Below are 20,464 nucleotides of genomic sequence, written 5' to 3' on the forward strand. Positions count from 1 at the left end.
GTCCGCCCGGAAGGGGAGGTGAGCCGAGTCATGCACTGGAACTTCGAAGCGGTTTGGGGACTGACGGCGGGGATTCTGCTGGATTTTATGCTCTCTGGGCCGTGCGCGATTCCAGCCATTCCACCAATTGACCCAGGTGGTCGAGTTCGTCGTAGTCGGCGTCGCGGACTTTCTTTTCGTCGGCCAACTCGTTGACCCAGGTGTCGTGGTAGGGGACGTGTACAGCCCGGCCTCCCAGCGACAGCACGGGCAGCACATCGGACTTGAGGGAATTGCCCACCATCAGGAAGCGTTCTGGAACGATGCTGTAGCGCTTGAGGATGCGGCGGTAGGTTTCTGGCTCCTTCTCGCTTACGATTTCGACATGCTCGAAGAAGTCAGCCAATCCCGACCGGGCGATCTTGGCCTCCTGGTCGAAGAGGTCGCCTTTGGTGATGATCATCAAGGGGATGCGGCGGTAAAGCGCGCGGACGGTTTCCTCCACGTGCGGCAGCAAATCGATGGGAGCCTTGAGCATGGCCTTGCCGAACTCAAGGATGCGTTCGATCTCCTTGCCTGTGACCCGGCCCTCGCTGAGTTCCACCGCCGTCTCGATCATGGAGAGGGTGTAGCCCTTGACCCCGTAACCGAAGATCTCCAGGTTGCGGCGTTCGGTTTCGATCAGACGCTGGGCGATCCACTGCGGGTCGTGATAGGCCGACAGCATCTGCGCGAAACGCTCCTCGGTGCGGGTAAAGAGGTCGAGGTTATGCCAGAGCGTGTCGTCGGCGTCGAAAGCGATCAAGTCGAAGGTTTCTCTCATGATGCCGGAAGCGGAACCTTAAGGCGCTCTCCAAATGGGTCCCAGCGATGGATAGAGTTCCACCGCGGGTTCGTCGCGGGGCGGCTGGATGGCCAGGTTGAGGCGGGGGCGCGCCTGGGGAGAGAAGAAGGTCAAGGCGGGACGTCCCTGCTCGTCCAGCACGAAGGCGGCCCGCGAGTTTCCGCCCTCATCCTTGAGAAAGAACTGTGGCTGGCCGCTCTGGTCCACCAGAAGCGCCACCCGGTCGTTTCCGTCCGCGTCGCGCAGGCGCAGCAGCGGATAGCCGTCGTCGGCCACTCCCATGCGGGCCCGGATGCCTCCTTGCCGGTCATGCAGGGTGACATTGGGCGTCCCGTCGGGAAAGATGGCCAGTCCTACGCGGATGGCCCCTTGGCGGCTGCGCAGGGCCAGTCCGGGGCTGCCGTCGGGCAGCAATCCCAATATGGCGCGGGCGTTGCCGTCGCGGTCATAGAGGTAGATGCTGTTGCGCCCCTCATCGTCAACCTCCATGCGCATGCGCGGGTTGCCCAAAGCGTCCACGATCTCAAGGCGGCGCAGACTGAGCGAATCGGTGTCCTGAACTTCCTGACGGGCCCAGGCGGCCTGGGGAAGCAACATCCAACACACGGTGACGCTGATTACCACTGAAATGACGGCGGTCAAGGTCATTGACCTGAATTGACTCACATCCATTGGCTCATCCTTTTCCCTTGAAAGCGGCTCGCTCCGATTGCACCGGCGAGGGCTCATCTTAGCATCCTGAGGTGCTGGGCAGACTATTGCAGTTGTCGAAGCGAATGGCCCTCCTTCGCCAAGGCCATGGAGGGCAGGCCCCTTGAAATTTCAAGGGGCCTGCAACGGGATATCGAGCAGCCAGGGCAGGAGCTCGCCGCAGACCAGTGTCAGCAGGACGGCGCCGATGAGGTTAAGGGCCAGTCCGGCCAGGGCGAAGCGCCAGAGTGAAAGCTGACGGATCTCTCCGAAAGCCAGGCTGTTGACGGGGGTGGCGATGGGGGACATGAAGGCGCAGGTTGAAGCCATTCCGATGCCCACGAAGAGCGGAAGCGGATGCAGGCCCAGTGCCGGGGACAAGGCGGCGGCGCTGGTCAGAAAAGCGGTCGCGACCAGGGTATTGCTGAGGAATTCGGTCAGGAAGATGGTGGCCAGAATCATCAGGAAGAGCACCATCAGCGGAGCGGTGTCGCCCGCAATATGTCCGGACAGGTACTCGGTCAGCCGATCATTGAATCCGCTCCGCTCGGCCCACTGGCCCGTGAGGACGAAAAAGACCCCGACCGCCGCCACCAGCGCCAGCCCTCTCCAGGGCAGGCGCGACCACAGATCAGGAAAATCCAGCAGCGGACCTTCCAGCCCCAGCACACGCCTTCCCATCCAGGAAGAAAAGAGCAAGAGCGACAGCAGCGTTCCTCCCGCCAGTGCCGCGATGTTGAGGGCCACCATCCAGCCGGGGAAGTCGCGCAGCAGGAAGCCGGCTACGGCCAGGAAGGCGGAAAAGAGCAGGGTGAGCGCCGAGGCCCAGATAGCCGCGTTCATGCGCCGGTCGCGGGGCGGCACCCGGGGAGCCGGAGCGTCCACCCGCAGGCGGGCCTTGCGGAAGAAGGCCATGCCCAACAGCCAAGCCGCCAAATCCAGCGCCAGGACCAGCGGCAGTCCCCAGGTCAGCCAGGTCAGGAATCCGACCTGATCGCCCCCGGGAACCTGAAAGACCTCCAGAAAGAAAAGCAGCACCAGGTTGGCGGGAGATCCGATCACGGATGCGTTGCCGCCGATGTTTGATCCCCAGATCAGCGAGCAGGCCAGATAGGTCGTCAGTTGCTTTTGCTCGACGGCGCCGGCCTCCTGGGGCGTCAGATGCTGGATGAGAAGCAGCAACGCCGGCAGGAGAGTCAAGGTGGTGATGACGTTGGGGATGAAGGAAGAAAGCAGGGTGGCCGAAAGCAGCAGGAAAAGCGACACCAGCGGCAGGTTGCGGTGGACTCGCCTGATCAGGCCCATCACCACCCACTCGGCCAGACCGCTGCGCACGAAGAGGCGAGAGGCCAGGAATCCGAGCAGGAAAATGACGATGATCTGTATCCGGTCACCCGCCAGAAACTCCATGAAGCGAATATCTTAGCCCATTCCGCCTGCTTGAAGCGTCCGAGGCCGAATGCTAAGATTTTAGACTGGAAGATAGCGCATGGACGTCGGCTGATTCCTCTCGAGCCGGCTCTGTATAAGGACAAGGAATAGCTGTGAGCGAAAGTCAAGAAAACAAATTTCAAGAAAGGATCGACCAGGGAGCCAAGATCGAACCCCGCGATTGGATGCCCGAGCGTTACCGCAAGCAGTTGATCCGCATGATCTCCCAGCATGCCCACTCGGAAATCGTGGGAATGCTGCCCGAAGGGAACTGGATCACCCGGGCCCCCAGCCTCAAGCGCAAGAAGATCTTGCTGGCCAAGGTGCAAGACGAGGCCGGCCACGGACTCTACCTGTATTGCGCGGCTGAGACGCTGGGCGTCGACCGGCGCGAGCTGATCGATCAACTTCACACCGGCAAGGCCAAATACGCCAGCATCTTCAACTATCCGACCTTGACCTGGGCCGACATCGGCGTCATCGGATGGCTGGTGGACGGAGCCGCCATCGTCAACCAGACCATGCTGGCCCGCTGCTCCTACGGTCCTTACTCGCGGGCCATGATCCGCATCTGCAAGGAAGAGAACTTCCACAAGGTACAGGGATTCGAGATCGTGGCCACCATGGCCAAGGGAACTGCTGCCCAGAAAAAGATGGTTCAGGATGCCGTCAACCGCTGGTGGTGGCCCACCTTGATGATGTTCGGTCCCCACGATTCGGAGTCGGCCAACACGCCGGAACTGATGAAGTGGAAGGTCAAGACCAAGAGCAATGACGAATTGCGGCAGCGCTTCGTCAATCTCACGGTGCGCCAGGCCAACGCGGTGGGACTGAGCATCCCCGACCCTCATCTCGAGTACGACCCGGAAAGCGACGACTGGCGTTTCGGCGAGATTGATTGGGAGGAGTTCTGGAACGTGATTCGCGGCAACGGCCCCTGCAACCGGGAACGTTTGCAGACCCGGCGCGAGGCCCACGAAGAGGGCGCCTGGGTGCGGGAGGCCGCCGAAGCCTACGCCTCCAAGCGCAAAGCCGAGGCCCTCAAGCAACCCGCCTGAGTCAAGGAGAGAGCCCGCGATGCCGGATGACTACACGCCTCGCATGCAGGACACCCAATGGCCCATCTGGGAAGTCTTCCTGCAATCCAAGACAGGAAGCCCTCACGAGCACGCCGGAAGCCTGCACGCGCCCGACTTCGAATCGGCTTTAGAAAACGCCCGCGACGTCTATCTGCGGCACGGCGATCCCCAAACCAGCATTTGGGTGGTGGAGTCCCGTTATATTCGAACCGTGGAGTCGGAAGACAACCCCGAGTTCTTCGAGTACACCAAGTACAATATCTATCGCCATCCGCAGTTCTACGACGTCCCCCGTGGAAAGAGAACTGAGATTGAACGAAAAGCAATCCAAAACCGAGGTTGAGATCAAGAGCGAGAGCCTTCGCGCCGACCTCTTCGAATACCTGCTGCGCCTGGGAGACGACCGCCTGGTGCTAGGCCATCGGCTGTCGGAATGGTGCGGTCACGGCCCCATCCTGGAGGAAGACATCGCCCTGGCTAATGTGGCTCTGGATTTCATCGGCCAGGCCGAGTACATCTTGGGACTGGCGGGAGAGGTCGAAGGCGCCGGACGCGATGCCGATCGCCTGGTCTACTTCCGCGAAGCCATCGACTACCGCAACCTCAAGCTGGTGGAGCTTCCACGCGGCGACTTCGCCTTCACCATCGCCCGCCAATTCCTCTTCGACGTTTATGACGTCGAGCTGATGACGGCGCTTTTGGAGTCTTCTTTTCAGCCCCTGGCCGATGTGGCCGCCAAGGTGCTTAAAGAGGCCCGCTATCACCTGCGTCACTCGCGCCGTTGGGTGCTGAAGTTGGGCGACGGGACCGAGGAAAGCCATCAACGCCTGCAGAAGGCCCTGAACGAGATCTGGATGTACAGCGGCGAGATCTTTCAGCCCGACGACGTCGACCGGCGCCTTTGGGACGAGAAGATGGCGCCCGATCTGGAAGAGCTGGGCGAGCGGTGGAAGAGAGAAGTGGAAGGAGTCCTCGAGGAAGCCACTCTGGAGCTTCCCGATCCCGACCAGTACATGGCCGAAGGCGGCCGCCAGGGCCGCCACACGGAGCACCTCGGACACCTGCTCAGCGAGATGCAGATCCTGCCCCGCTCATATCCCGACGCCAAGTGGTAGGCACGTTATGACCAGCGACAAGCAAGCCGTAATCGACATTCTGGAAGAGGTCAAGGACCCCGAAGTCCCCGTCCTCAGCGTGGTCGAACTGGGCGTGGTGCGGGATGTCGAGGTGGACGGCCGCCAGGTCGAGGTGGTGATCACGCCCACCTATTCGGGGTGCCCCGCCATGGACGCCATCAAGCAAGGCATCCTGGGCGCCTTGGGCAAGCACGGCTACTCCGCCAGCACGCGCACCGTCCTCTCGCCGCCCTGGACGACCGACTGGATGAGCGAGGAGGCCAAGAAGAAGCTGAAAGACTTCGGCATCGCTCCGCCGGGACGCACCAGCGATGGCGGTGAAAAGCCCGTACCCTGTCCCTATTGCGACTCCCCGGACACTTCGCTGCGCAGCGAGTTCGGCTCCACGGCCTGCAAGGCTCTCTACTATTGCAACCAGTGCAGTCAGCCTTTCGAACAGTTCAAGTGCATCTGATCCCCCGCTTCGCTAAGGTATTTCCATGAGTGAAACGATTCTTTACGGCTATGACGAGGGCGTCGGCCGCATTACCCTCAACCGTCCCCAGAAGCTCAACAGTTTCGTGCGCGCCATGGCTGGGCGCCTGCAAGAGGTTTTGCGCGACGCCGCCGATCGGGCCGAAGTGCGCTGCCTGCTGCTGACCGGCGCCGGACGCGCGTTTTGCGCCGGCCAGGATCTCTCCGAGGCCGCGGCCCAAGATGACGACTCGGCACCCGACCTGGGCCGGATCGTGGAGGAAAGCTACAATCCCATCATCCGCGCCCTGACGCGGCTGGAAAAGCCGGTTGTCTGCGCCGTCAACGGAGTGGCGGCCGGGGCCGGCGCCAACCTGGCGCTGGCCTGCGATATCGTGCTGGCTTCGGACAAGTCCAAGTTCATTCAGAGCTTCTGCAACATCGGGCTCATCCCGGACAGCGGAGGCACCTACCATTTGCCGCGCCTGGTGGGCATGGCGCGGGCCAAGGCCATGATGCTCTTAGGCGAAACCATCAGCGCCGAGGAGGCCTTGGAGTGGGGAATGATTTCCAGCGTGGTGGAACACGATGAGCTGAAAGAGAAGTCGCTGCAACTGGCCCGCCACCTGGCCAAGCAGCCTACCCGCGGACTGGGTCTGATCAAGCGCGCCCTTAACAGTTCCTTGGGCAACTCCCTGGAGGAGCAATTGGAGCTGGAAAAAGACCTGCAGTCCAAGGCCGGGTTCACGCGAGATTACCGTGAGGGCGTGCGCGCCTTCATGGAAAAGCGTCCGCCCAAGTTCACCGGCGAGTAAAGAGGATACTGCATGAGCCAAGAGCAAGCACATACCCAGGCCGCAGGCCACCAGTCCGCCACCGTGATTGGCGTGGTGGGGGCCGGCACCATGGGACGCGGCATTGCCCAGGTGGCCGCCACCGCCGGTCACCAGGTGCTGCTCTACGACTCCGACCAGGAAGTGCTGAGCCAGTCGCGACGGTTCTTGGAGAAGATTCATGGCCGGCTGGTCGAGAAGGGGCGCCTCAGCCGTCAAGAGGCGGACGCGGTGCTGGACCGCATCAGCGACGTCGAGGACTTCTCCCGGTTGGCCCCCTCGGGCGTGGTCGTCGAGGCGGTGGTCGAGAACCTCGACGTCAAGCGCGGCGTCTTCGCTCAATTGGAGGAGATCCTCGACGAGAAAGCGCTGCTGGCCACCAACACCTCATCCCTTTCCGTGACTTCGGTGGCTTCGGCCTGCAAGCGTCCTCAGCAGGTCTTGGGGGCCCACTTCTTCAATCCTGCGCCCTTGATGGATCTGGTCGAGGTGGTGCCGGGAATCGCCACCGGCAGCAGCGCCGTCAAGTGCTGCCGCGGACTCATCGACTCCTGGGGCAAGACCACCGTCCTGGCCAAGGACACCCCGGGATTCATCGTCAACCGGGTGGCCCGCCCCTTCTACGGCGAGGCGCTGCGGATTCTGGACGAGGGCATCGCTGACGTCCCCACCATCGATTGGGCCATGGAAGAACTGGGGGGCTTCCGCATGGGCCCCTTCAAGCTGATGGACCTGATCGGCAACGACGTCAACCTCAAGGTCACCGAGACGGTTTTCCAAGCCTTCTTTTACGACCCCCGCTTCAAGCCCTCCTTCACCCAGAAGCGCATGGTTGAGGCGGGGCGCTTGGGACGCAAGACGGGGCGCGGCTACTACGACTATTCTGAGGGAGCCGAGAGGCCCGAGCCGAACAAAAACCTCGATTTGGGCCAGCGTATCCTGGATCGCGTCCTGGCCATGCTCATCAACGAGGCGGCCGACGCCGTCTTCATGCAGGTGGCCAGCGCCGAGGACGTCGACCTGGCCATGACCAAAGGCGTAAATTACCCCCGCGGACTTCTGGAGTGGGCCGACGAGATCGGTCCTCAGGTGGTCCTGGGCCGCCTTCAGGAACTGCAGGCCGAGTATGGAGAGGACCGCTACCGCCCCAATCCACTGCTGCGCCGCGTGGTGCGCCAGGGCCGGCGCTTTCGCGACACTTTTTAGGCGGGGCCGACATCGACCTTTGCAGGAACTGACATGCACGAAGCTTTCATCGTAGACGCCGTACGCACGCCGGTCGGGAAGATCGGCGGCTCTCTTTCACCCGTCCGGGCCGACGACCTGGCGGCCCTGGTCATCGCTGAGATCCTGCGCCGCAGCCCCTCGCTGGACGGTGCCGCCGTAGAGGACGTGATCCTGGGCTGCGCCAACCAGGCCGGCGAAGACAACCGCAACGTGGCCCGCATGGCGCTGCTGCTGGCCGGACTGCCGCAGAGCGTCCCCGGAGAAACGGTCAACCGCTTGTGCGCCTCGGGGCTGAGCGCCGCCGTCAATGCCGCCCGAGCCATCCAGGTGGGGGAGGGCGATGTCTTCATCGCGGGAGGCGTCGAGCAGATGACGCGGGCTCCTTACGTGCTTTCGAAGCCCTCCTACGCCTTCGGACGCGACGCTCAGCTTTTCGACACCAGCCTGGGATGGCGTTTCGTCAATCCACAGATGAAGCGCCTCTACGGATGCGACGCCATGGGTGAAACGGCCGAGAACGTGGCCGAGAAGTATGGCATTTCGCGTGAGGACCAGGACCGCTTCGCCCTGCGGTCTCAACAGAAGGCCGCCCAGGCGCGCCAAAAGGGCCGCTTCAAGCGCGAGATCGTGGCCGTGGAGATTCCTCAGCGCAAGGCCGATCCCGTTCTCTTTGAAGAGGACGAATTCATTCGTCCTGACACTTCTTTGGAGGTCCTTTCCAAGCTGGCCACCGTCTTTCGCGAAAACGGCACGGTGACGGCGGGCAACGCCTCCGGACTCAACGACGGCGCCTGCGCCATCCTGCTGGCCAGCGGGCAGGGAGCCGAGCGTTACGGGCTGACTCCCCGCGCCCGCCTGCTGAGCGCCGCCGCTGTAGGAGTGGAGCCGCGCTTGATGGGCATGGGACCGGTGGACGCGACTCGCAAGGTGCTGCAGCGGGCGGGACTCACCCTTGACCAGCTCGACGTCATCGAACTCAACGAGGCCTTCGCGGCTCAGTCGCTGGCCTGTTTGCGGGAACTCGGAGTGGAGGATGACGATCCCCGTGTCAATCCCAACGGCGGCGCCATTGCCCTGGGCCATCCCCTGGGAATGTCAGGCGCCCGCCTCCTCACCACCGCCCTCAATGAGCTGGAAGTGCGGGAGAAACGCTATGCCCTCTGCACCCTTTGCGTAGGAGTGGGCCAAGGCATGGCGGCCCTCATTGAACGGGTTTAGTGGACTGGTAGGAGGTTTTTGGCGGGGATTTGACTGGTCTGGGTCATGCTGCCCCGGTTGGCCACTGCCTGCATCGCCGCAAGGATGCGCCTCCCACCAGGCGTGTGGCCGACCAGTTATCTTGGGGCAGGTTGCTTTCTGGAAGGGCGCCAGGCTCCTTCCACTCAACTTCTGAAGCTGGCTGGTCCCCGGCGGGTGGGAGGCGCATCCTTGCGGCGATGGAGGTGACGGCCAAGCGGGGCAGCACAGCACAGGCAAGTCGCCATGGTGAAAAAATCGTCTTAGCTGCGGCGCAGGTTCTGACTCGGCGAGGGCCAGGGGACGCCGTGGGTGAGAGAGCGGCTGGGCTGGTAGTCGTGTCCCCTCTCGTCCCGGATCAGGCGCGGCAAGTAGACTTCGAAAGTGGTGCCCTGGCCGGGTTCGCTCTCCAGGGTGATGACGCCTCCCAGGCTGCGCACGATGCCGTGCACCACCGAGAGTCCCAATCCCGTGCCCTGTCCCACCTCGCGGGTGGTGAAGAAGGGATCGAAAACGTGCTTGGTCAAGCCCGCATCGATTCCGTGCCCGCTGTCGCCGACGGTGAACTTGACGAAGGGTCCCATGTATTCGTTGCGGTCCTCAGCCAGCAGTCCCAGGCAGTCGCCTTCGGCCTCGCTCAGTGAAACCTGAAGCACGCCGCCGTCGCCGTTCATGGCTTTGACGGAGTTGCGCAGCAGTTGGCGCAAGATTTCCGCCAGCTCTGCCGGATCGGCCGAAACGCGCGCGTCCAGTTCGGGCAGGCGGGTTTCCAGGCGGACGTTTTCAGGCAGTTCTTCAGCCAGGCTCCTGAGGCACTCCCGAAGCGATTCCCGAAGCACCAGAGGCCGCCGCTGCAGCCGGTTGCTGCCGCTGAAGGTGAGCATCTGTTCGACCAGTTCATGGGCCCGTGCGCCGGCCTGCAGCACTTCGCTCAGGCGTTCGGCGTTGCGTCCGCCAGCCGGCAGGTCGTCCAGCACCAGGTTGGAGTATCCCATCATGACGGAAAGCAGGTTGTTGAAGTCGTGGGCGATGCCGCCCGCCAGGATGCCCAGGCTTTCCAGCCGTGAGCGATGCTTGGGGGTCGCCTTGCGCAGGCTGGAGAGGTCGCGCAGAAAGCAGCAGATCCGCCCCTCTTCTGAACGGCTGTAGAAAAGGCTTAACTCGGCTTGCAGGGGTGGTTGGTGAGGACGGCTGAAAACCGTTTCCATGCGGGCGCTTCCCGAGTTGGAGGCCCGTTCCAGCTTGCGACGCAGGGTGCTGCGGTCAGCGGGAGGCACCAGTTCGATGAGGTCGCTGCCGACCAAGTCTTCCCTGTCGTATCCGCTCATACGGCAGCAGGCCGGATTGGCTTCCAGGATGCGTCCGCTGGGAAGCAGCAGCAAAAAGCCTTCCTCGGCCTCCTTGAGCAGAGGTTCGACAGCCGTAGTACTCAGACGAAAATCAAACATGCCATTTACTCCTCAAGCTTCCGGCTCGCTAAACGGAAGCAGGGCTCGTCTCGCTTAGCTTATCGGCAGGGGGGGCGAAAACTATGTGCGCAGGATTACCAAATTCGGCTTTACTTCTTGTCGGAGGGTTCCGTGTGCGGGTCGCTGCCCGAGGGTCCGTCGGCATTCTCCTGAGACAGGCTGGGACGGTCGCGCTTGATGCGCACTTCGATGGGGCTGAGGGAGTCGAGATGGACGTCCCGCTGCGGGAAGGCGATGGTGATGCCGGCCTCGCGGAAGAGGGTATCGATGCGGTGGCGCAGGTCGCTTTGAATAGTCCGCGAGTCCATCAGGCGGCGCATGCGCAGCCAGAAGTGGACCTCGAAGATGAGGGCGTTGTCGCCGAATTCCGAGAAGAGGATGATGGGATGAGGGGTCTTAAGGACTTTGCCGTGTTCGCTGACGGCCCGCTCGATCATGCGCACCACTTCGCGGGTAGGCGAGCCGTAAACCACTCCCACCGTGACCTTGGCGCGGTATCGGTCGTCGGAGAGCGTCCAGTTGACCACGTTCTGCTCCAGGAAAGTGCTGTTGGGGACGATGATGTCGACGTTGTCGGAACTGAGCACCTGGGTGCTGCGCAGTCCGATGCGCTTGATGGTGCCGTAGATCTGGTCGAGTTGCACCAGGTCGCCCACCCGGATGGGACGCTCGGTAAGCAGAATGATGCCGCTGATGAAGTTGCGCATCACGTTCTGAGAACCGAACCCCACTCCGATGGCCACCGCTCCGCCGGCCACGGTAAAGGCGGTCAGGGGGACGTTGACGGCGTAGAGGGCGATGATGGCGAAGATCAGCACCAGCGTGTAGTAGAAGAGTGCTTGGATGGCGGCCGACGACCCCTCGTCCATGCCCATGCGGGGCAGGACCCGTCTCCCCATCATGGTGCTGATGCGCCTCGACACCCACAGCCCAAGCAGGAAGGCCAGCAGGATCCCGACCACCTTGGCGACCGTGATGGGCTTGTCGTCCACCGAGGTCAGCTCCATGTACCAGATCCTGACCAGGTTGTCCCAGTAGCGGCTGAGGCGCTGGCCCAGGTCTTCGCCTCCCAGCGCCAGAGTGATTTCCTCCTGCAGTCCGTTGAGCAGCCGCAGAGCGTCCTCGATGCGCAGAACGGCGTTCTCGTAGGCCTCCAGCAGGGATTGGGCGTTGTCGATCTGCGCTTGTAGAGCCCGGGCGGCCGGGCTCCCCTCGTTGACCGCCTGCAACTGCTGTTGCAGAGTCAGCAGCCGGTGGCGCACGTCGTCAGCCTGCAGACGGTCGAGTTGGCGGTCCACCTCCAGTTGTTGGACGGATTGGGTGCTCTCGGCTCGCCACTCCGCCAGCACTCCGTTTTCGACTCCTCCTTGAAAGACCTCCCGCCGACGGTTCCAGACGCGTCGTTGCAGAGCCAGTTGCGACTGGAAGTCGTTCTCCAGCTTGAGTTTGACCTGGAGAGCGTCGAGACGGCTGCGCAAGGCTTCCAGGCGTCGTGATTGGGGCGGCTCCTGTCCGCTCTCCTCGGCGTTTTCGGCTTCCCGCAGTTGCTGGCGGGCTTCTTCCAGTTGGCTTCGCAACTGCTGCTGGCGCTCGGCCGAGTCTTGCTGACGCACGCGGATCTGGGCTAACTCCTGGTTCAGCAACTCTTCAGGAAACTGGGTTTCGCGGGCGATCCAGGCCACTTGTTGGCGCAGGTAATCGCTGCGCATCCCGTAGATCTCGTCGGAGATGCGGCGGGCTTCCAGCTCGGCTCGCCTTAGATTAAGCCGCTCCAGGGCCAACCAGCTTTCCAACTCGGCCAAGCGCAGGCGCCGCGAGAGTTCGGGGATGCGGGCGGCATCGCTGTTGTTCTCTTGAAGCTCCTTGACGCGGCGCCGCTCGGCTTCCTTCTCCTGGTGTTGCCGGCGGGCCGAAGCCACCGCTTCCTGTAGCGCTTGGCGGGCCGACTGCAGCATGCCGCCCTGGCGCAGGTGGGAGCGCAACTCGCTGCGGACGGCTGAAAGGCGCAAGAAGCTGAAGGGACGTTCCCCGGGCGGTCCGCTGTCGCGCATCGCCCGGAGGTCCTCTTCCAGTTGCAGCTTTTCGCTTTCCAGGTCCTGGACGATGTTCTGCTGGGTGCGCAGTTGATCGAGCAGCGACTCGATCTGCTGCAGCAGGCTCAGTTGCCGTGCCGCCCCCGAGTCTGCTTCCTCCTCCTGCCGGAGACGGCTGCGGACTTGGGCGAGCTGCCTCTGAAGCTCTTGGCTGCGCTCTTGCAGCGAAGGCCCCTCAGGAGCCTTCTCCTCATCTTCGGACTGACTCAAAAACTGCAGAGGATTGCGCTGCTGTCCGTAAAGCAGTGGAAGAGAAGGGGCCAGCAAGGCGATCAGCAGCCAAATCCCCAAAGCTCGCTTCATTCTTTGCTCTCCCTTGCTGAACCGCCCGATCTTAGAGCTTCTCCACGTCCGCGGCGGCGATCTCGCAAGCCACCGACTGACGGATCAAATCGACGTTGAGCACAAACCGGAATCGGTTCTTCTTCTCTACCAGGACGCCCTCCAAGCCGCGCAGCGGACCGCTCACGATGCGCACCCGGTCTCCCTGGGCCAGATCGGGATAAGGATCGTAAGGCAGCTCGCTGTAGACTAAGCGCTTGACGGCGTCGATCTGATTCTCGGGCACGGGTTCGGGTTTGCCCTGGAATCCCAGGATTTGCACCACTGAGTCCACTTTAATGATGTCGAGACGGGAGCTGGGGAGGGAGGCGTGGACGAAGAGATAGCCGGGGAACAGGGGAAATTGCACCCGCTTGCGGCGGTCTTTCCACTTGGAAAGGACCTCCCGCAAGGGCAAAAAGCACTCGATGTTCTTGAAGCAGAGTTGCTCGGCGACTACTTTTTCGTGGCGGGGACGGGTATGGACCGCGTACCACCTAAGCGCACTTCCTTGCTCCCCATCCATGGCGTCCATGTTATCAGGCACGCTCATTCCAAGTGCGTGTTTCCAAAGGAGGCCTGGACCCGACACGTGTCGTCGCCGGTCCCGCTGCCGGGAAAAATGACCCTGGGCTGAGGTGAATCCCGATCCCCCTGCGTTATATCTAATCAGAACAAGTACCTCCCACTTGGATGCAGTCGAAAAAGGGCCTTTTCCCCTAAGGCCCTTTTTCTCTTTAGGCCTTTGTCGCCTTGGCTGCATCTCACACTCCTGTCGGGATCTCTATAATGGCTGCCAATACGATGTCATCCGACCTGAAAACGCCGCCTCAACTTGAAACTTTCACCACCGCCCCGCCCAAACCGCTGCTGCGGACGCTGCATCTGGGCAAGAGCTTCGGCAAAGTGCGCGCCGTGGAAGACCTGAGCATCTCCGTTCCGCGCGGCAAGATCTACGGTTTTCTGGGACGCAACGGCGCCGGCAAGACCACCACCCTGCGCATGCTGATGGGGATCATTCGTCCCGACCAGGGACGCATCGAACTCGACGGCCGGTCCTTTCAGCGCATCGGGCAGGAGGAGAAACGCTCCATCGGCTACGTCTCCCAGGAGCAGTACTTCTATCCTTGGATGACCTGCCAGAGCATCGGCGAATTCGTATCCGGCTTCTACCCCACCTGGGACGGGGACGAATACCAGCGTTTGACGGGACTCCTGGAATTGCCTCCCCAACGCAAAATTTCCGCCCTTTCGGGCGGCATGAAAGTGAAGTTGGCGCTGGCGCTGGCCCTGGCTCACCGTCCGCCGCTGTTGCTTCTGGACGAGCCCACTTCGGGACTCGATCCTTATGCCCGCCGCGAGTTCCTCGACATGATCGCCGGGCAGGCCCGCAAGTACGGCCGCACCACCCTCTTTTCCTCCCACATCATCGACGAGGTGGAGCGGGTGGCCGACGTGGTGGGGATTATTCACGAGGGGCGTCTGCTCTTCGAAGGCGACTTGCAGACGCTCAAGCGCTCCGTCCGCCGCGTGGTGCAGCCCCCGATGGACGCTTCCGGGCCGGCCTGGGACGATACTTCGGCGGAAACCATGGGAGCCGGTCCCGAGCCCCTGGGGGAGGGCGAACTGCACCGTCCCGTGCTGGAAGATCTTGAGCCCTTGCGCGAAGAAGTGCTGCCCGACGGAAGCCGAGACATGGTGCTTTTCGGAACTCCCCTGGCCTGGGAGCAGTGGCGCATCCCTCCCGGCCGGTCTCAGGAAATGTCTCTGGAAGACATCTTCATCGCTCTGACCGGAAAGAGGCCCGAGCTATGAAGACCTGGCTGATTCTGGTGCGCAAGGAGCTTCGTCAGCATGTCCTGGCCTTGGCGGGGCTGCTCTTGTTGTGCCTGTGGGCTTACCTCAACCTGCTCCTCTACGCCTTCCTCGAGCAAACCGCCGCGGTCTCCTGGCAGGCGCTGCGCTTGTTCCTTGTCGTCTACGCGCCGGTCACGGCCCTGGTGCTGGCCGGACGTCTGGTGGCAGCCGAGTACAGCGCCCGCACCCAGGTTTTTCTGGAAGCCCTTCCGCTGGCCCGCTCCACCCTGGTCATCGTCAAATACCTTTTGGGACTGACCTTGCTTCTCGGGGCAACCGCCGCGGCGCTTCTGCTGGCACTGCTCACGGCCTCGGTCACTCCTGACAGCCGTCAGGTGCTGATCATGACCCTGCGCGGCGGCGTCTTCGTCTGGACCGTCTATTCCTTTTGTTTCCTGGGCGGATTCCTGGGGCGCTATCGTTTCCCCTACTACATTCTCACGGCCTTGGGTCTGATCGCGTTGCAGCAGTACACCGACATCGACCTGACCCGCTGGGGCCCCTTCGCCCTCGTCGACCCGACCCTGGCCTTCGAGCGCTTTGACTTTCCCTGGACGGCCTTGGCTTGGAGCGCCGCTTTGGCCCTGGCCTTCATCGGCGCAGCCTTCGCGCTGGCACTGACACGCGAGGGATCGGTCGCCGCCTTGACCGCTGAGAAGATGTCTTATCGCGAGAAGATCGCCTTCACAATGCTCATCCTGGGCTTCCTGACCAGCTTTACCTACCTGGACGAGCGGGCCGCTCCCGAGCCTTTTCAACTGATGGCGGGAAGCACCGCCGAAGAAGGTCCGGCGGTGACCACCGTGCTCACCTCTTACGAGCCGGAGGAGGCGGACCTGGAGATGGCTCGGCACTGGAGCCACGAATTGGCGGCCCTGGGCGACTACCTGGGCCTTTCCTCGCTGCCGCGGGTCTTTATCGTGGAGCGCACCGACCTCGATCCCGACCTCTTCGAGGAAGGCCAGATTCAGGACGCCTCGGGAGTGCTGGCGCGGGCCCACATCACTCATCCCGACTTCCGCCGTCTCAGCTTCCAGGCCTGGCTGCTGCGGCGGATCCTTCTGGAGGCTTCCAACCAGCGCCTGGCCGACGAAGAGTACGGATGGGTGCTGGACGGATTCTCCCTCTACTGGCTCGACCTGCGCTCTCAAGGCGACCGCGAAGCCTTCATGTTGAGGGCCCTGTGGGCGGCTCCCGAAGGCGTCGAGCGCCGCCACCTGGAAAACTGGCTCTCCCAGCGCGAACTCCTGGGCCGCGAAGTGGCCGCCGGACTGGCCCACTCGGGCTTGACGGCGCTGCGCCAACGCTGCGGGCCCGAGGGCGTGCAGGACTTCTTGCGGCGCGTCCTGGCCGCCGACGTTCCCCGCGACTTCAGAGCCCTCTGGCGAATCGGCCCCACGCGTCCAGCAACGGCCCTGCGGGAGTCCTGCGGAGTTTCCCTGGACGAACTGATCGAGGAGTGGAACCGGCTGTTGCTGGACAATGCCCGCCAGTCGGGGGCTTTTCTGCAGTCCATCCCCCGCCTCGTCCTGGAGTTCGAACCGGAGGAGTTCTCGCCTCTCTCCAGGGGGCTTCAGTACCGGCTGTCGGTAATGCCGCCGCCGCCCCAGCCGCTTTTCCTGGAGATCCGTTACGGACGTCTGCAGGGGCTTGAAGTACGCAAAGATATCGCCAAGCTGCAGTTGCAGCTCGTGCGCTATCCCTCCCAGCTCCAGGGAATCCTGCCCGGGACCTATACTCCCGGCGAACGCCTCTACGCCGCCGCCTTGCTCTACGTGCCGCTTCTGGGATGCAACGTGGTGTCGGGATGGCGCGTCCAGGAGGTGCCGTAGCTATGGCCGGTTCTTTCACGGCGCTCATGAGGAAAGAGCTTCTGGCCTTGCGGCCTTTCCTGGCCTTTTCCGTCTTTCTGGTCCTTCTCGACGCGGTGTTCGTCCTGCTCACCGAATATCCGTCCCAGGCTCGGATCAACTTCTACACCGCCGAGGAGGCCGACTCCGCCCTGGCCATTTTCGTCATCATGGCCATCTTCGCCATGGCCATCACCGCGGGGCTGCTGGTGAGAGAATATGACGAGAGGACTCTGGAGTTTCTCGACAGTCTTCCCATTTCCCGCAGCGGTCTTTTCCTGGTCAAGACCACAGCCGCTTTCGGCACTCTGATGGCCTGGCCCCTGCTCAGCAGCGTCATCAGCTTGCCGCTGCACGCCCTTTCCCGCGATTCCCTTCACAGCTCATGGCACCTGGGATTGCTGACCCAATCGCTCCTTCTCGACTTCGTCCTGTTCTTCTTCCTGACGGCGGCGGGGACGCTGTTGTCCTTCCTGCGGCGCTTTTCCTGGATCGTGGCACTGATGGTGCTCTTCAGCTTTCCCGTGGCCGTCAAGCTGGCCCCCGCGCTGCGGACGCTCAATCCCGTGCGCCTGATCGCGCCTCCCATGCGGGGCGGACTCTACATCGTTCCCTGGGACACGGTGACGCTGCTGGGGGTGCTGGCCGTCTTGGCCTTCTTCATCTCCTGGATCCAGTTTTGCCGGGGCCGCGACTGGCTTATGCCCGCCTGGGGACGCTTCCAACGCTCGCTGGCGGGCAAGCTGGTGTTGATCGTGCTGGCCGTGCCCGTGGTCGGCATCACCCTGGTGGCCTTCGTGGCCTGGAGCGAGAACAAAGACAATGCTCAAGACGTCGAAGTCGATAGCGATCTGGGCAATGTGGAAGTGCAGTTCCCTTCCTGGGAAACGTCTACGCTCGATACCGATTATTACCGCATCTCCTACCCTTCAAACCTGCGCGGGCGGGTCCTGAAATTGGCCCCTAAGGCCGATGCCTGGGGCCGCAAGGTCTTTGAGTTTTTTCAGACCCAGCCGGCCCAGCCCCTGGCGGTGGACGCCACCTCGGCCAGCCGCACCCATTACGCCGGATTGGCCGAGTGGCAAAGCATCACCCTGGCCCTGGCCTATCAGGACGACCTGCGCGAGCTTGAGGGCACCCTGGTTCATGAGACCGTCCACGTACTCATCGACCAGCTCTCCCAGCGCCGTCTGCGCGATCATTTCAACACCATCCGCGTCTTCCACGAAGGTCTGGCGTCCTACCTGGAGCACGAGTGGGTCCTCAGCCATCGTCGCGACGAGCTGCGCTTCCCCGCCGCCGTCATGCGCGACCGGCGCCTTTTCGACTTTCAGACCATGGCCGACAGTTCCCGCCTTGAGGCCGAGCTGGGCGCCGAGACGGTCTATTCGCTGGGCGAGCGCCTGGCCGCGGTGATGGTGGAGCGCATGGGTAGCGACGGCATTGTCTGCCTGCTCACATCTCCGCATCTGGAAGGCGGTTTGCGCGACTTGCAGGGCGTTCCCTTCTGGCAGGCTTGGATGCAGTCCTGCGGTTACGACCTCGAGAGCCTGCTGGGCGCCTTCTTCCGCGCCCTCGACAAAGACGCCCGCCGCTTCCGCCCCCGCATCGACGCCCTGCCGCGTCCCCGTGGACGCATCGAGTTCGATGAGGAAGAGGGAGTGATCGAAGTGTGGGTGCTGGCCCCCGGTCTGCCACACCCATGGGAACCTGTTTGCCGCTTCAAGCCTGACCTCTCTTCAGGACATGACGAGATCCACGTCTCATACGCCATGGCCACTGGAGAAGAGAGTTTCTGCACTGCCCCTGCCGAGTCCACAGCTCCAAACGGCACCTTCTACCTGCAGATCGGCCTGCTCGACTTCGACTCCGGCCAGACCGTCTACGAGCCCTGGTTCCAAGCCACCCTCGACTCCTCTCCCTGAGGACTCGGTTCCGCTCGCAGGCGCCAGGACGCTCCTCCCCCTCCTTGGGAGTCTTGGGAGTTGATGCTTGGAGGCTTGGAAGCGCTTGGAAGACGGTGATTTGCGCAGCCGAGGGACATCTCTGCGCCCTCCACAGTGCCTCCAGCCCACCCCGGTCTTCAGGATCAGCTACCCGGCCCCCGGCCTGGTGGGAGGCGCATCCTTGCGGCGATCCCCACCGGAGTGCCCGGAAGCCGCTATGCCGACTCGTGCGTTACTTCAAAGCCAAGTCCCCCAACCTCCCGGGCGCCTATCAGACCCGGACGCTAAACTAGCGGCCAATGAAGATCGCCGTTGGCACAACCCGCCGCCCCAAAGTCGAAGCTGTTGACGAGGCCTTGCGGCGCATCCGCCGGCGGACGGGCTGGCCGGCCCGCCGGCCGCAGGTGCTCAGCCGCGACGTTTCCTGGGCCGCGCCCTCCATGCCGGTGGGCGTGGAAGAACTGACGCGGGGCGCCTTCGAGCGCGTCCGCCAATTGCGCCGGGATTTGGCCCCGGAAGAACAGGAAGTCGACTTGTGGATCGGAATGGAGGGCGGCTTCACCCTCTTCCAGGCCGTGGATGACCCCCAAGCTTCGGCTCCCGGCAGACAGGTCTTCCTGGAAAGCTGGGTCTACGTCGAGGGCTCCGGGCAGGAGCCGGCCGGTTACTACGCCCGCAGCGGAGGCATCCCCATCCCGCGAGCACTGGCGGCCATGGTGCTGGAAGAGGGTCTGGAACTGGGGGAGGCCATCGACGACTACGCGGGACATCGCGACGTGCGCAGCAGAATGGGCACTTGGGGCATCCTCACCCGCGATCTGGTGTCACGGCGCGACTCCTTCGTCACCGCCTTGATCGCAGCTTTGGCGCCATTCTATAATGCCGCCGCTTACCGCAGGATCGAACCCGAACCAACCATCACTTCAACAAAGGCAGAGGCGCTATGAAGCCGCTTATCCTCAATTCCACGGGCTGGGTCGAAGTCATCTGCGGAAGCATGTTCTCGGGCAAAAGCGAGGAGCTCATCCGCCGCCTGCGCCGGGCCCAAATCGCCCGTCAGCGGGTTCAGGTCTTCAAACCCAAAATCGACGACCGCTACTCGGGAGAGCACATCGTCTCCCACAGCGAACTGCGCATCCGCTCCCAGCAGGTCTCCAATTCCCAGGAGATCCTCGAGACCATCTACGACCGTTGCGAAGTCATCGGAATCGACGAGGCCCAGTTCTTCGACGCCGGAATCGTACAGGTCTGCGAGCGGCTGGCCAACATGGGGAAGCGGGTCATCGTGGCCGGCCTCGACAAGGACTACCGCAACCGCCCCTTCGATCCCATGCCCGAACTGCTGGCCATCGCCGAATACATCACCAAGACCCTGGCCATCTGCATGCGCTGCGGCAACCCGGCCGCCAATTGCACCCAGCGCCTGGTCGAAAGCGGCGAACGCATCCTGGTGGGCGCCGACGACGCCTACGAAGCGCGCTGCCGGCGCTGCTACGAACCCCCCGACGAAGCCCCGGCGCGCTCGGAGCGCGCAACTCCCAAGGCCCAAGAGACCAACTCCCAACCCATCCGGGAGCACTCCGAAAAAACCTCCCCCCGCCCCGTAAAAGTAGCCGCCAAAGCCTGACCCGCTGCCCCCTAATTGGGAGACTTGGGAGTTGGTGGTTGCCAACTGGGAGTTGCGCAGCCATGGCGCATCCTTCGCCCTCCTTCGCCGAGGCTACGGAGGGCTTTGGCGACGGGGCGAGACGTCCTCTCCCTGCTTGGGAGATTTGGGAGTTGATGCTCGGAAGGCTTGGAAGTTGGTGATTGCGTAGCCGCGGCGCATCTTGCGGCGACCCAGCCATGCCTCCAGCCCACCCCGCGTCATCAGGACCAGCTACCCACTTCCCGGCCTGGTGGGAGGCGCATCCTTGCGGCGATGGAGGCAACGGCCAACCAGGGCTGCCCGCTCCAAGCCACTCAAGACAGTTGGCAAATACGACCGTAGCCGGCTTGCATCCTCACGGCAGTTCAGGCC

General features: G+C 63.0%; 18 protein-coding genes. 12 read left to right on the plus strand and 6 right to left on the minus strand.

All coding sequences use genetic code 11. The features are described 5' to 3' along the window. Positions 1 to 85: 85 nt before the first annotated feature. From VLU25_02535 to VLU25_02545, 3 genes are all read right to left on the minus strand, one after another. Positions 86 to 802 carry an HAD family hydrolase gene (locus VLU25_02535; protein HSR66793.1) on the minus strand — a complete coding sequence of 239 codons (717 nt, stop codon included), beginning with the start codon at positions 800 to 802 and terminating at the stop codon, positions 86 to 88. Between the two features lie 18 nt (positions 803 to 820). Then, complete coding sequence (locus VLU25_02540) at positions 821 to 1,495, minus strand: hypothetical protein (GenBank protein ID HSR66794.1); 675 nt, start codon at positions 1,493 to 1,495, stop codon at positions 821 to 823. 150 nt (positions 1,496 to 1,645) lie between these two features. Then, positions 1,646 to 2,923 carry an SLC13 family permease gene (locus tag VLU25_02545; GenBank protein HSR66795.1) on the minus strand — a complete coding sequence of 426 codons (1,278 nt, stop codon included), beginning with the start codon at positions 2,921 to 2,923 and terminating at the stop codon, positions 1,646 to 1,648. A gap of 134 nt (positions 2,924 to 3,057) precedes the next feature. Here VLU25_02545 and paaA point away from each other — a divergent pair, with 134 nt between their 5' ends. The 7 genes from paaA to pcaF are packed head-to-tail and all read left to right on the plus strand — an operon-like array spanning position 3,058 to position 8,890. Next, complete coding sequence (paaA, locus tag VLU25_02550; protein ID HSR66796.1) at positions 3,058 to 4,002, plus strand: 1,2-phenylacetyl-CoA epoxidase subunit PaaA; 945 nt, start codon at positions 3,058 to 3,060, stop codon at positions 4,000 to 4,002. 19 nt (positions 4,003 to 4,021) lie between these two features. Further along, complete coding sequence (gene paaB, locus VLU25_02555; GenBank protein HSR66797.1) at positions 4,022 to 4,366, plus strand: 1,2-phenylacetyl-CoA epoxidase subunit PaaB; 345 nt, start codon at positions 4,022 to 4,024, stop codon at positions 4,364 to 4,366. Beyond that, a complete protein-coding gene (gene paaC / locus VLU25_02560) occupies positions 4,335 to 5,138 on the plus strand; it encodes a 1,2-phenylacetyl-CoA epoxidase subunit PaaC (GenBank protein ID HSR66798.1) in 804 nt (267 codons plus the stop codon). The genes paaB and paaC overlap by 32 nt, the downstream gene beginning before the upstream one ends. A gap of 7 nt (positions 5,139 to 5,145) precedes the next feature. Further along, entirely contained in the window at positions 5,146 to 5,613 is a 468-nt protein-coding gene (gene paaD, locus VLU25_02565; GenBank protein ID HSR66799.1) for a 1,2-phenylacetyl-CoA epoxidase subunit PaaD, read from the plus strand. A gap of 25 nt (positions 5,614 to 5,638) precedes the next feature. Then, positions 5,639 to 6,427: a 2-(1,2-epoxy-1,2-dihydrophenyl)acetyl-CoA isomerase PaaG gene (gene paaG, locus VLU25_02570; GenBank protein ID HSR66800.1), complete on the plus strand. Its 789-nt coding sequence runs from the start codon at positions 5,639 to 5,641 to the stop codon at positions 6,425 to 6,427. Positions 6,428 to 6,439: 12 nt separating this feature from the next. Continuing rightward, positions 6,440 to 7,651 (plus strand): 3-hydroxyacyl-CoA dehydrogenase NAD-binding domain-containing protein, encoded by a 1,212-nt coding sequence (locus VLU25_02575; protein ID HSR66801.1) that lies wholly within the window; start codon positions 6,440 to 6,442, stop codon positions 7,649 to 7,651. Between the two features lie 33 nt (positions 7,652 to 7,684). Next, entirely contained in the window at positions 7,685 to 8,890 is a 1,206-nt protein-coding gene (gene pcaF / locus VLU25_02580) for a 3-oxoadipyl-CoA thiolase (GenBank protein HSR66802.1), read from the plus strand. A gap of 281 nt (positions 8,891 to 9,171) precedes the next feature. Here the strand turns inward: pcaF and VLU25_02585 are convergent, their stop codons facing one another. The 3 genes from VLU25_02585 to VLU25_02595 all read right to left on the minus strand — a co-directional run bounded on the left by VLU25_02585 (position 9,172) and on the right by VLU25_02595 (position 13,344). Next, entirely contained in the window at positions 9,172 to 10,356 is a 1,185-nt protein-coding gene (locus VLU25_02585; GenBank protein ID HSR66803.1) for an ATP-binding protein, read from the minus strand. Positions 10,357 to 10,466: 110 nt separating this feature from the next. Further along, a complete protein-coding gene (locus tag VLU25_02590) occupies positions 10,467 to 12,773 on the minus strand; it encodes a mechanosensitive ion channel domain-containing protein (GenBank protein ID HSR66804.1) in 2,307 nt (768 codons plus the stop codon). A 31-nt stretch (positions 12,774 to 12,804) separates the two neighbouring features. Further along, positions 12,805 to 13,344, minus strand: a complete 540-nt coding sequence (locus tag VLU25_02595; protein HSR66805.1) for a UpxY family transcription antiterminator — start codon at positions 13,342 to 13,344, stop codon at positions 12,805 to 12,807. A 236-nt stretch (positions 13,345 to 13,580) separates the two neighbouring features. On the opposite strand from VLU25_02595, the gene VLU25_02600 reads away from it, so the two are divergent. From VLU25_02600 to VLU25_02620, 5 genes are all read left to right on the plus strand, one after another. Beyond that, entirely contained in the window at positions 13,581 to 14,606 is a 1,026-nt protein-coding gene (locus VLU25_02600) for an ABC transporter ATP-binding protein (protein HSR66806.1), read from the plus strand. Next, the gene (locus VLU25_02605) at positions 14,603 to 16,480 is read left to right on the plus strand and encodes a hypothetical protein (protein HSR66807.1); all 1,878 of its coding nucleotides are present in this window, start codon (positions 14,603 to 14,605) and stop codon (positions 16,478 to 16,480) included. Before VLU25_02600 ends, VLU25_02605 begins: the two co-directional genes overlap by 4 nt. Positions 16,481 to 16,482: 2 nt before the next feature. Further along, on the plus strand, positions 16,483 to 18,423 hold the full coding sequence (locus VLU25_02610) for an ABC transporter permease (protein ID HSR66808.1): 1,941 nt from the start codon (positions 16,483 to 16,485) through the stop codon (positions 18,421 to 18,423). A 320-nt stretch (positions 18,424 to 18,743) separates the two neighbouring features. Then, positions 18,744 to 19,391 (plus strand): inosine/xanthosine triphosphatase, encoded by a 648-nt coding sequence (locus tag VLU25_02615; protein ID HSR66809.1) that lies wholly within the window; start codon positions 18,744 to 18,746, stop codon positions 19,389 to 19,391. After that, positions 19,388 to 20,071 (plus strand): thymidine kinase, encoded by a 684-nt coding sequence (locus tag VLU25_02620; GenBank protein HSR66810.1) that lies wholly within the window; start codon positions 19,388 to 19,390, stop codon positions 20,069 to 20,071. The genes VLU25_02615 and VLU25_02620 overlap by 4 nt, the downstream gene beginning before the upstream one ends. Positions 20,072 to 20,464 lie beyond the last annotated feature (393 nt).

This window comes from Acidobacteriota bacterium, from assembly GCA_035471785.1.
In the GTDB taxonomy this organism is placed as follows: domain Bacteria; phylum Acidobacteriota; class UBA6911; order RPQK01; family DATIPO01; genus JANQFM01.

Coding starts and splice junctions, on each gene's coding strand:
- paaB (HSR66797.1), top strand. CDS start 4,022: ATGCCGGATGACTACACGCCTCGCATGCAGGACACCCAATGGCCCATC.
- VLU25_02620 (HSR66810.1), top strand. CDS start 19,388: ATGAAGCCGCTTATCCTCAATTCCACGGGCTGGGTCGAAGTCATCTGC.
- paaD (HSR66799.1), top strand. CDS start 5,146: ATGACCAGCGACAAGCAAGCCGTAATCGACATTCTGGAAGAGGTCAAG.
- VLU25_02535 (HSR66793.1), bottom strand. CDS start 802: ATGAGAGAAACCTTCGACTTGATCGCTTTCGACGCCGACGACACGCTC.
- VLU25_02540 (HSR66794.1), bottom strand. CDS start 1,495: ATGGATGTGAGTCAATTCAGGTCAATGACCTTGACCGCCGTCATTTCA.
- VLU25_02615 (HSR66809.1), top strand. CDS start 18,744: ATGAAGATCGCCGTTGGCACAACCCGCCGCCCCAAAGTCGAAGCTGTT.
- VLU25_02590 (HSR66804.1), bottom strand. CDS start 12,773: ATGAAGCGAGCTTTGGGGATTTGGCTGCTGATCGCCTTGCTGGCCCCT.
- VLU25_02595 (HSR66805.1), bottom strand. CDS start 13,344: ATGAGCGTGCCTGATAACATGGACGCCATGGATGGGGAGCAAGGAAGT.
- VLU25_02575 (HSR66801.1), top strand. CDS start 6,440: ATGAGCCAAGAGCAAGCACATACCCAGGCCGCAGGCCACCAGTCCGCC.
- VLU25_02545 (HSR66795.1), bottom strand. CDS start 2,923: ATGGAGTTTCTGGCGGGTGACCGGATACAGATCATCGTCATTTTCCTG.
- VLU25_02605 (HSR66807.1), top strand. CDS start 14,603: ATGAAGACCTGGCTGATTCTGGTGCGCAAGGAGCTTCGTCAGCATGTC.
- VLU25_02585 (HSR66803.1), bottom strand. CDS start 10,356: ATGTTTGATTTTCGTCTGAGTACTACGGCTGTCGAACCTCTGCTCAAG.
- VLU25_02600 (HSR66806.1), top strand. CDS start 13,581: ATGGCTGCCAATACGATGTCATCCGACCTGAAAACGCCGCCTCAACTT.
- paaG (HSR66800.1), top strand. CDS start 5,639: ATGAGTGAAACGATTCTTTACGGCTATGACGAGGGCGTCGGCCGCATT.
- pcaF (HSR66802.1), top strand. CDS start 7,685: ATGCACGAAGCTTTCATCGTAGACGCCGTACGCACGCCGGTCGGGAAG.
- VLU25_02610 (HSR66808.1), top strand. CDS start 16,483: ATGGCCGGTTCTTTCACGGCGCTCATGAGGAAAGAGCTTCTGGCCTTG.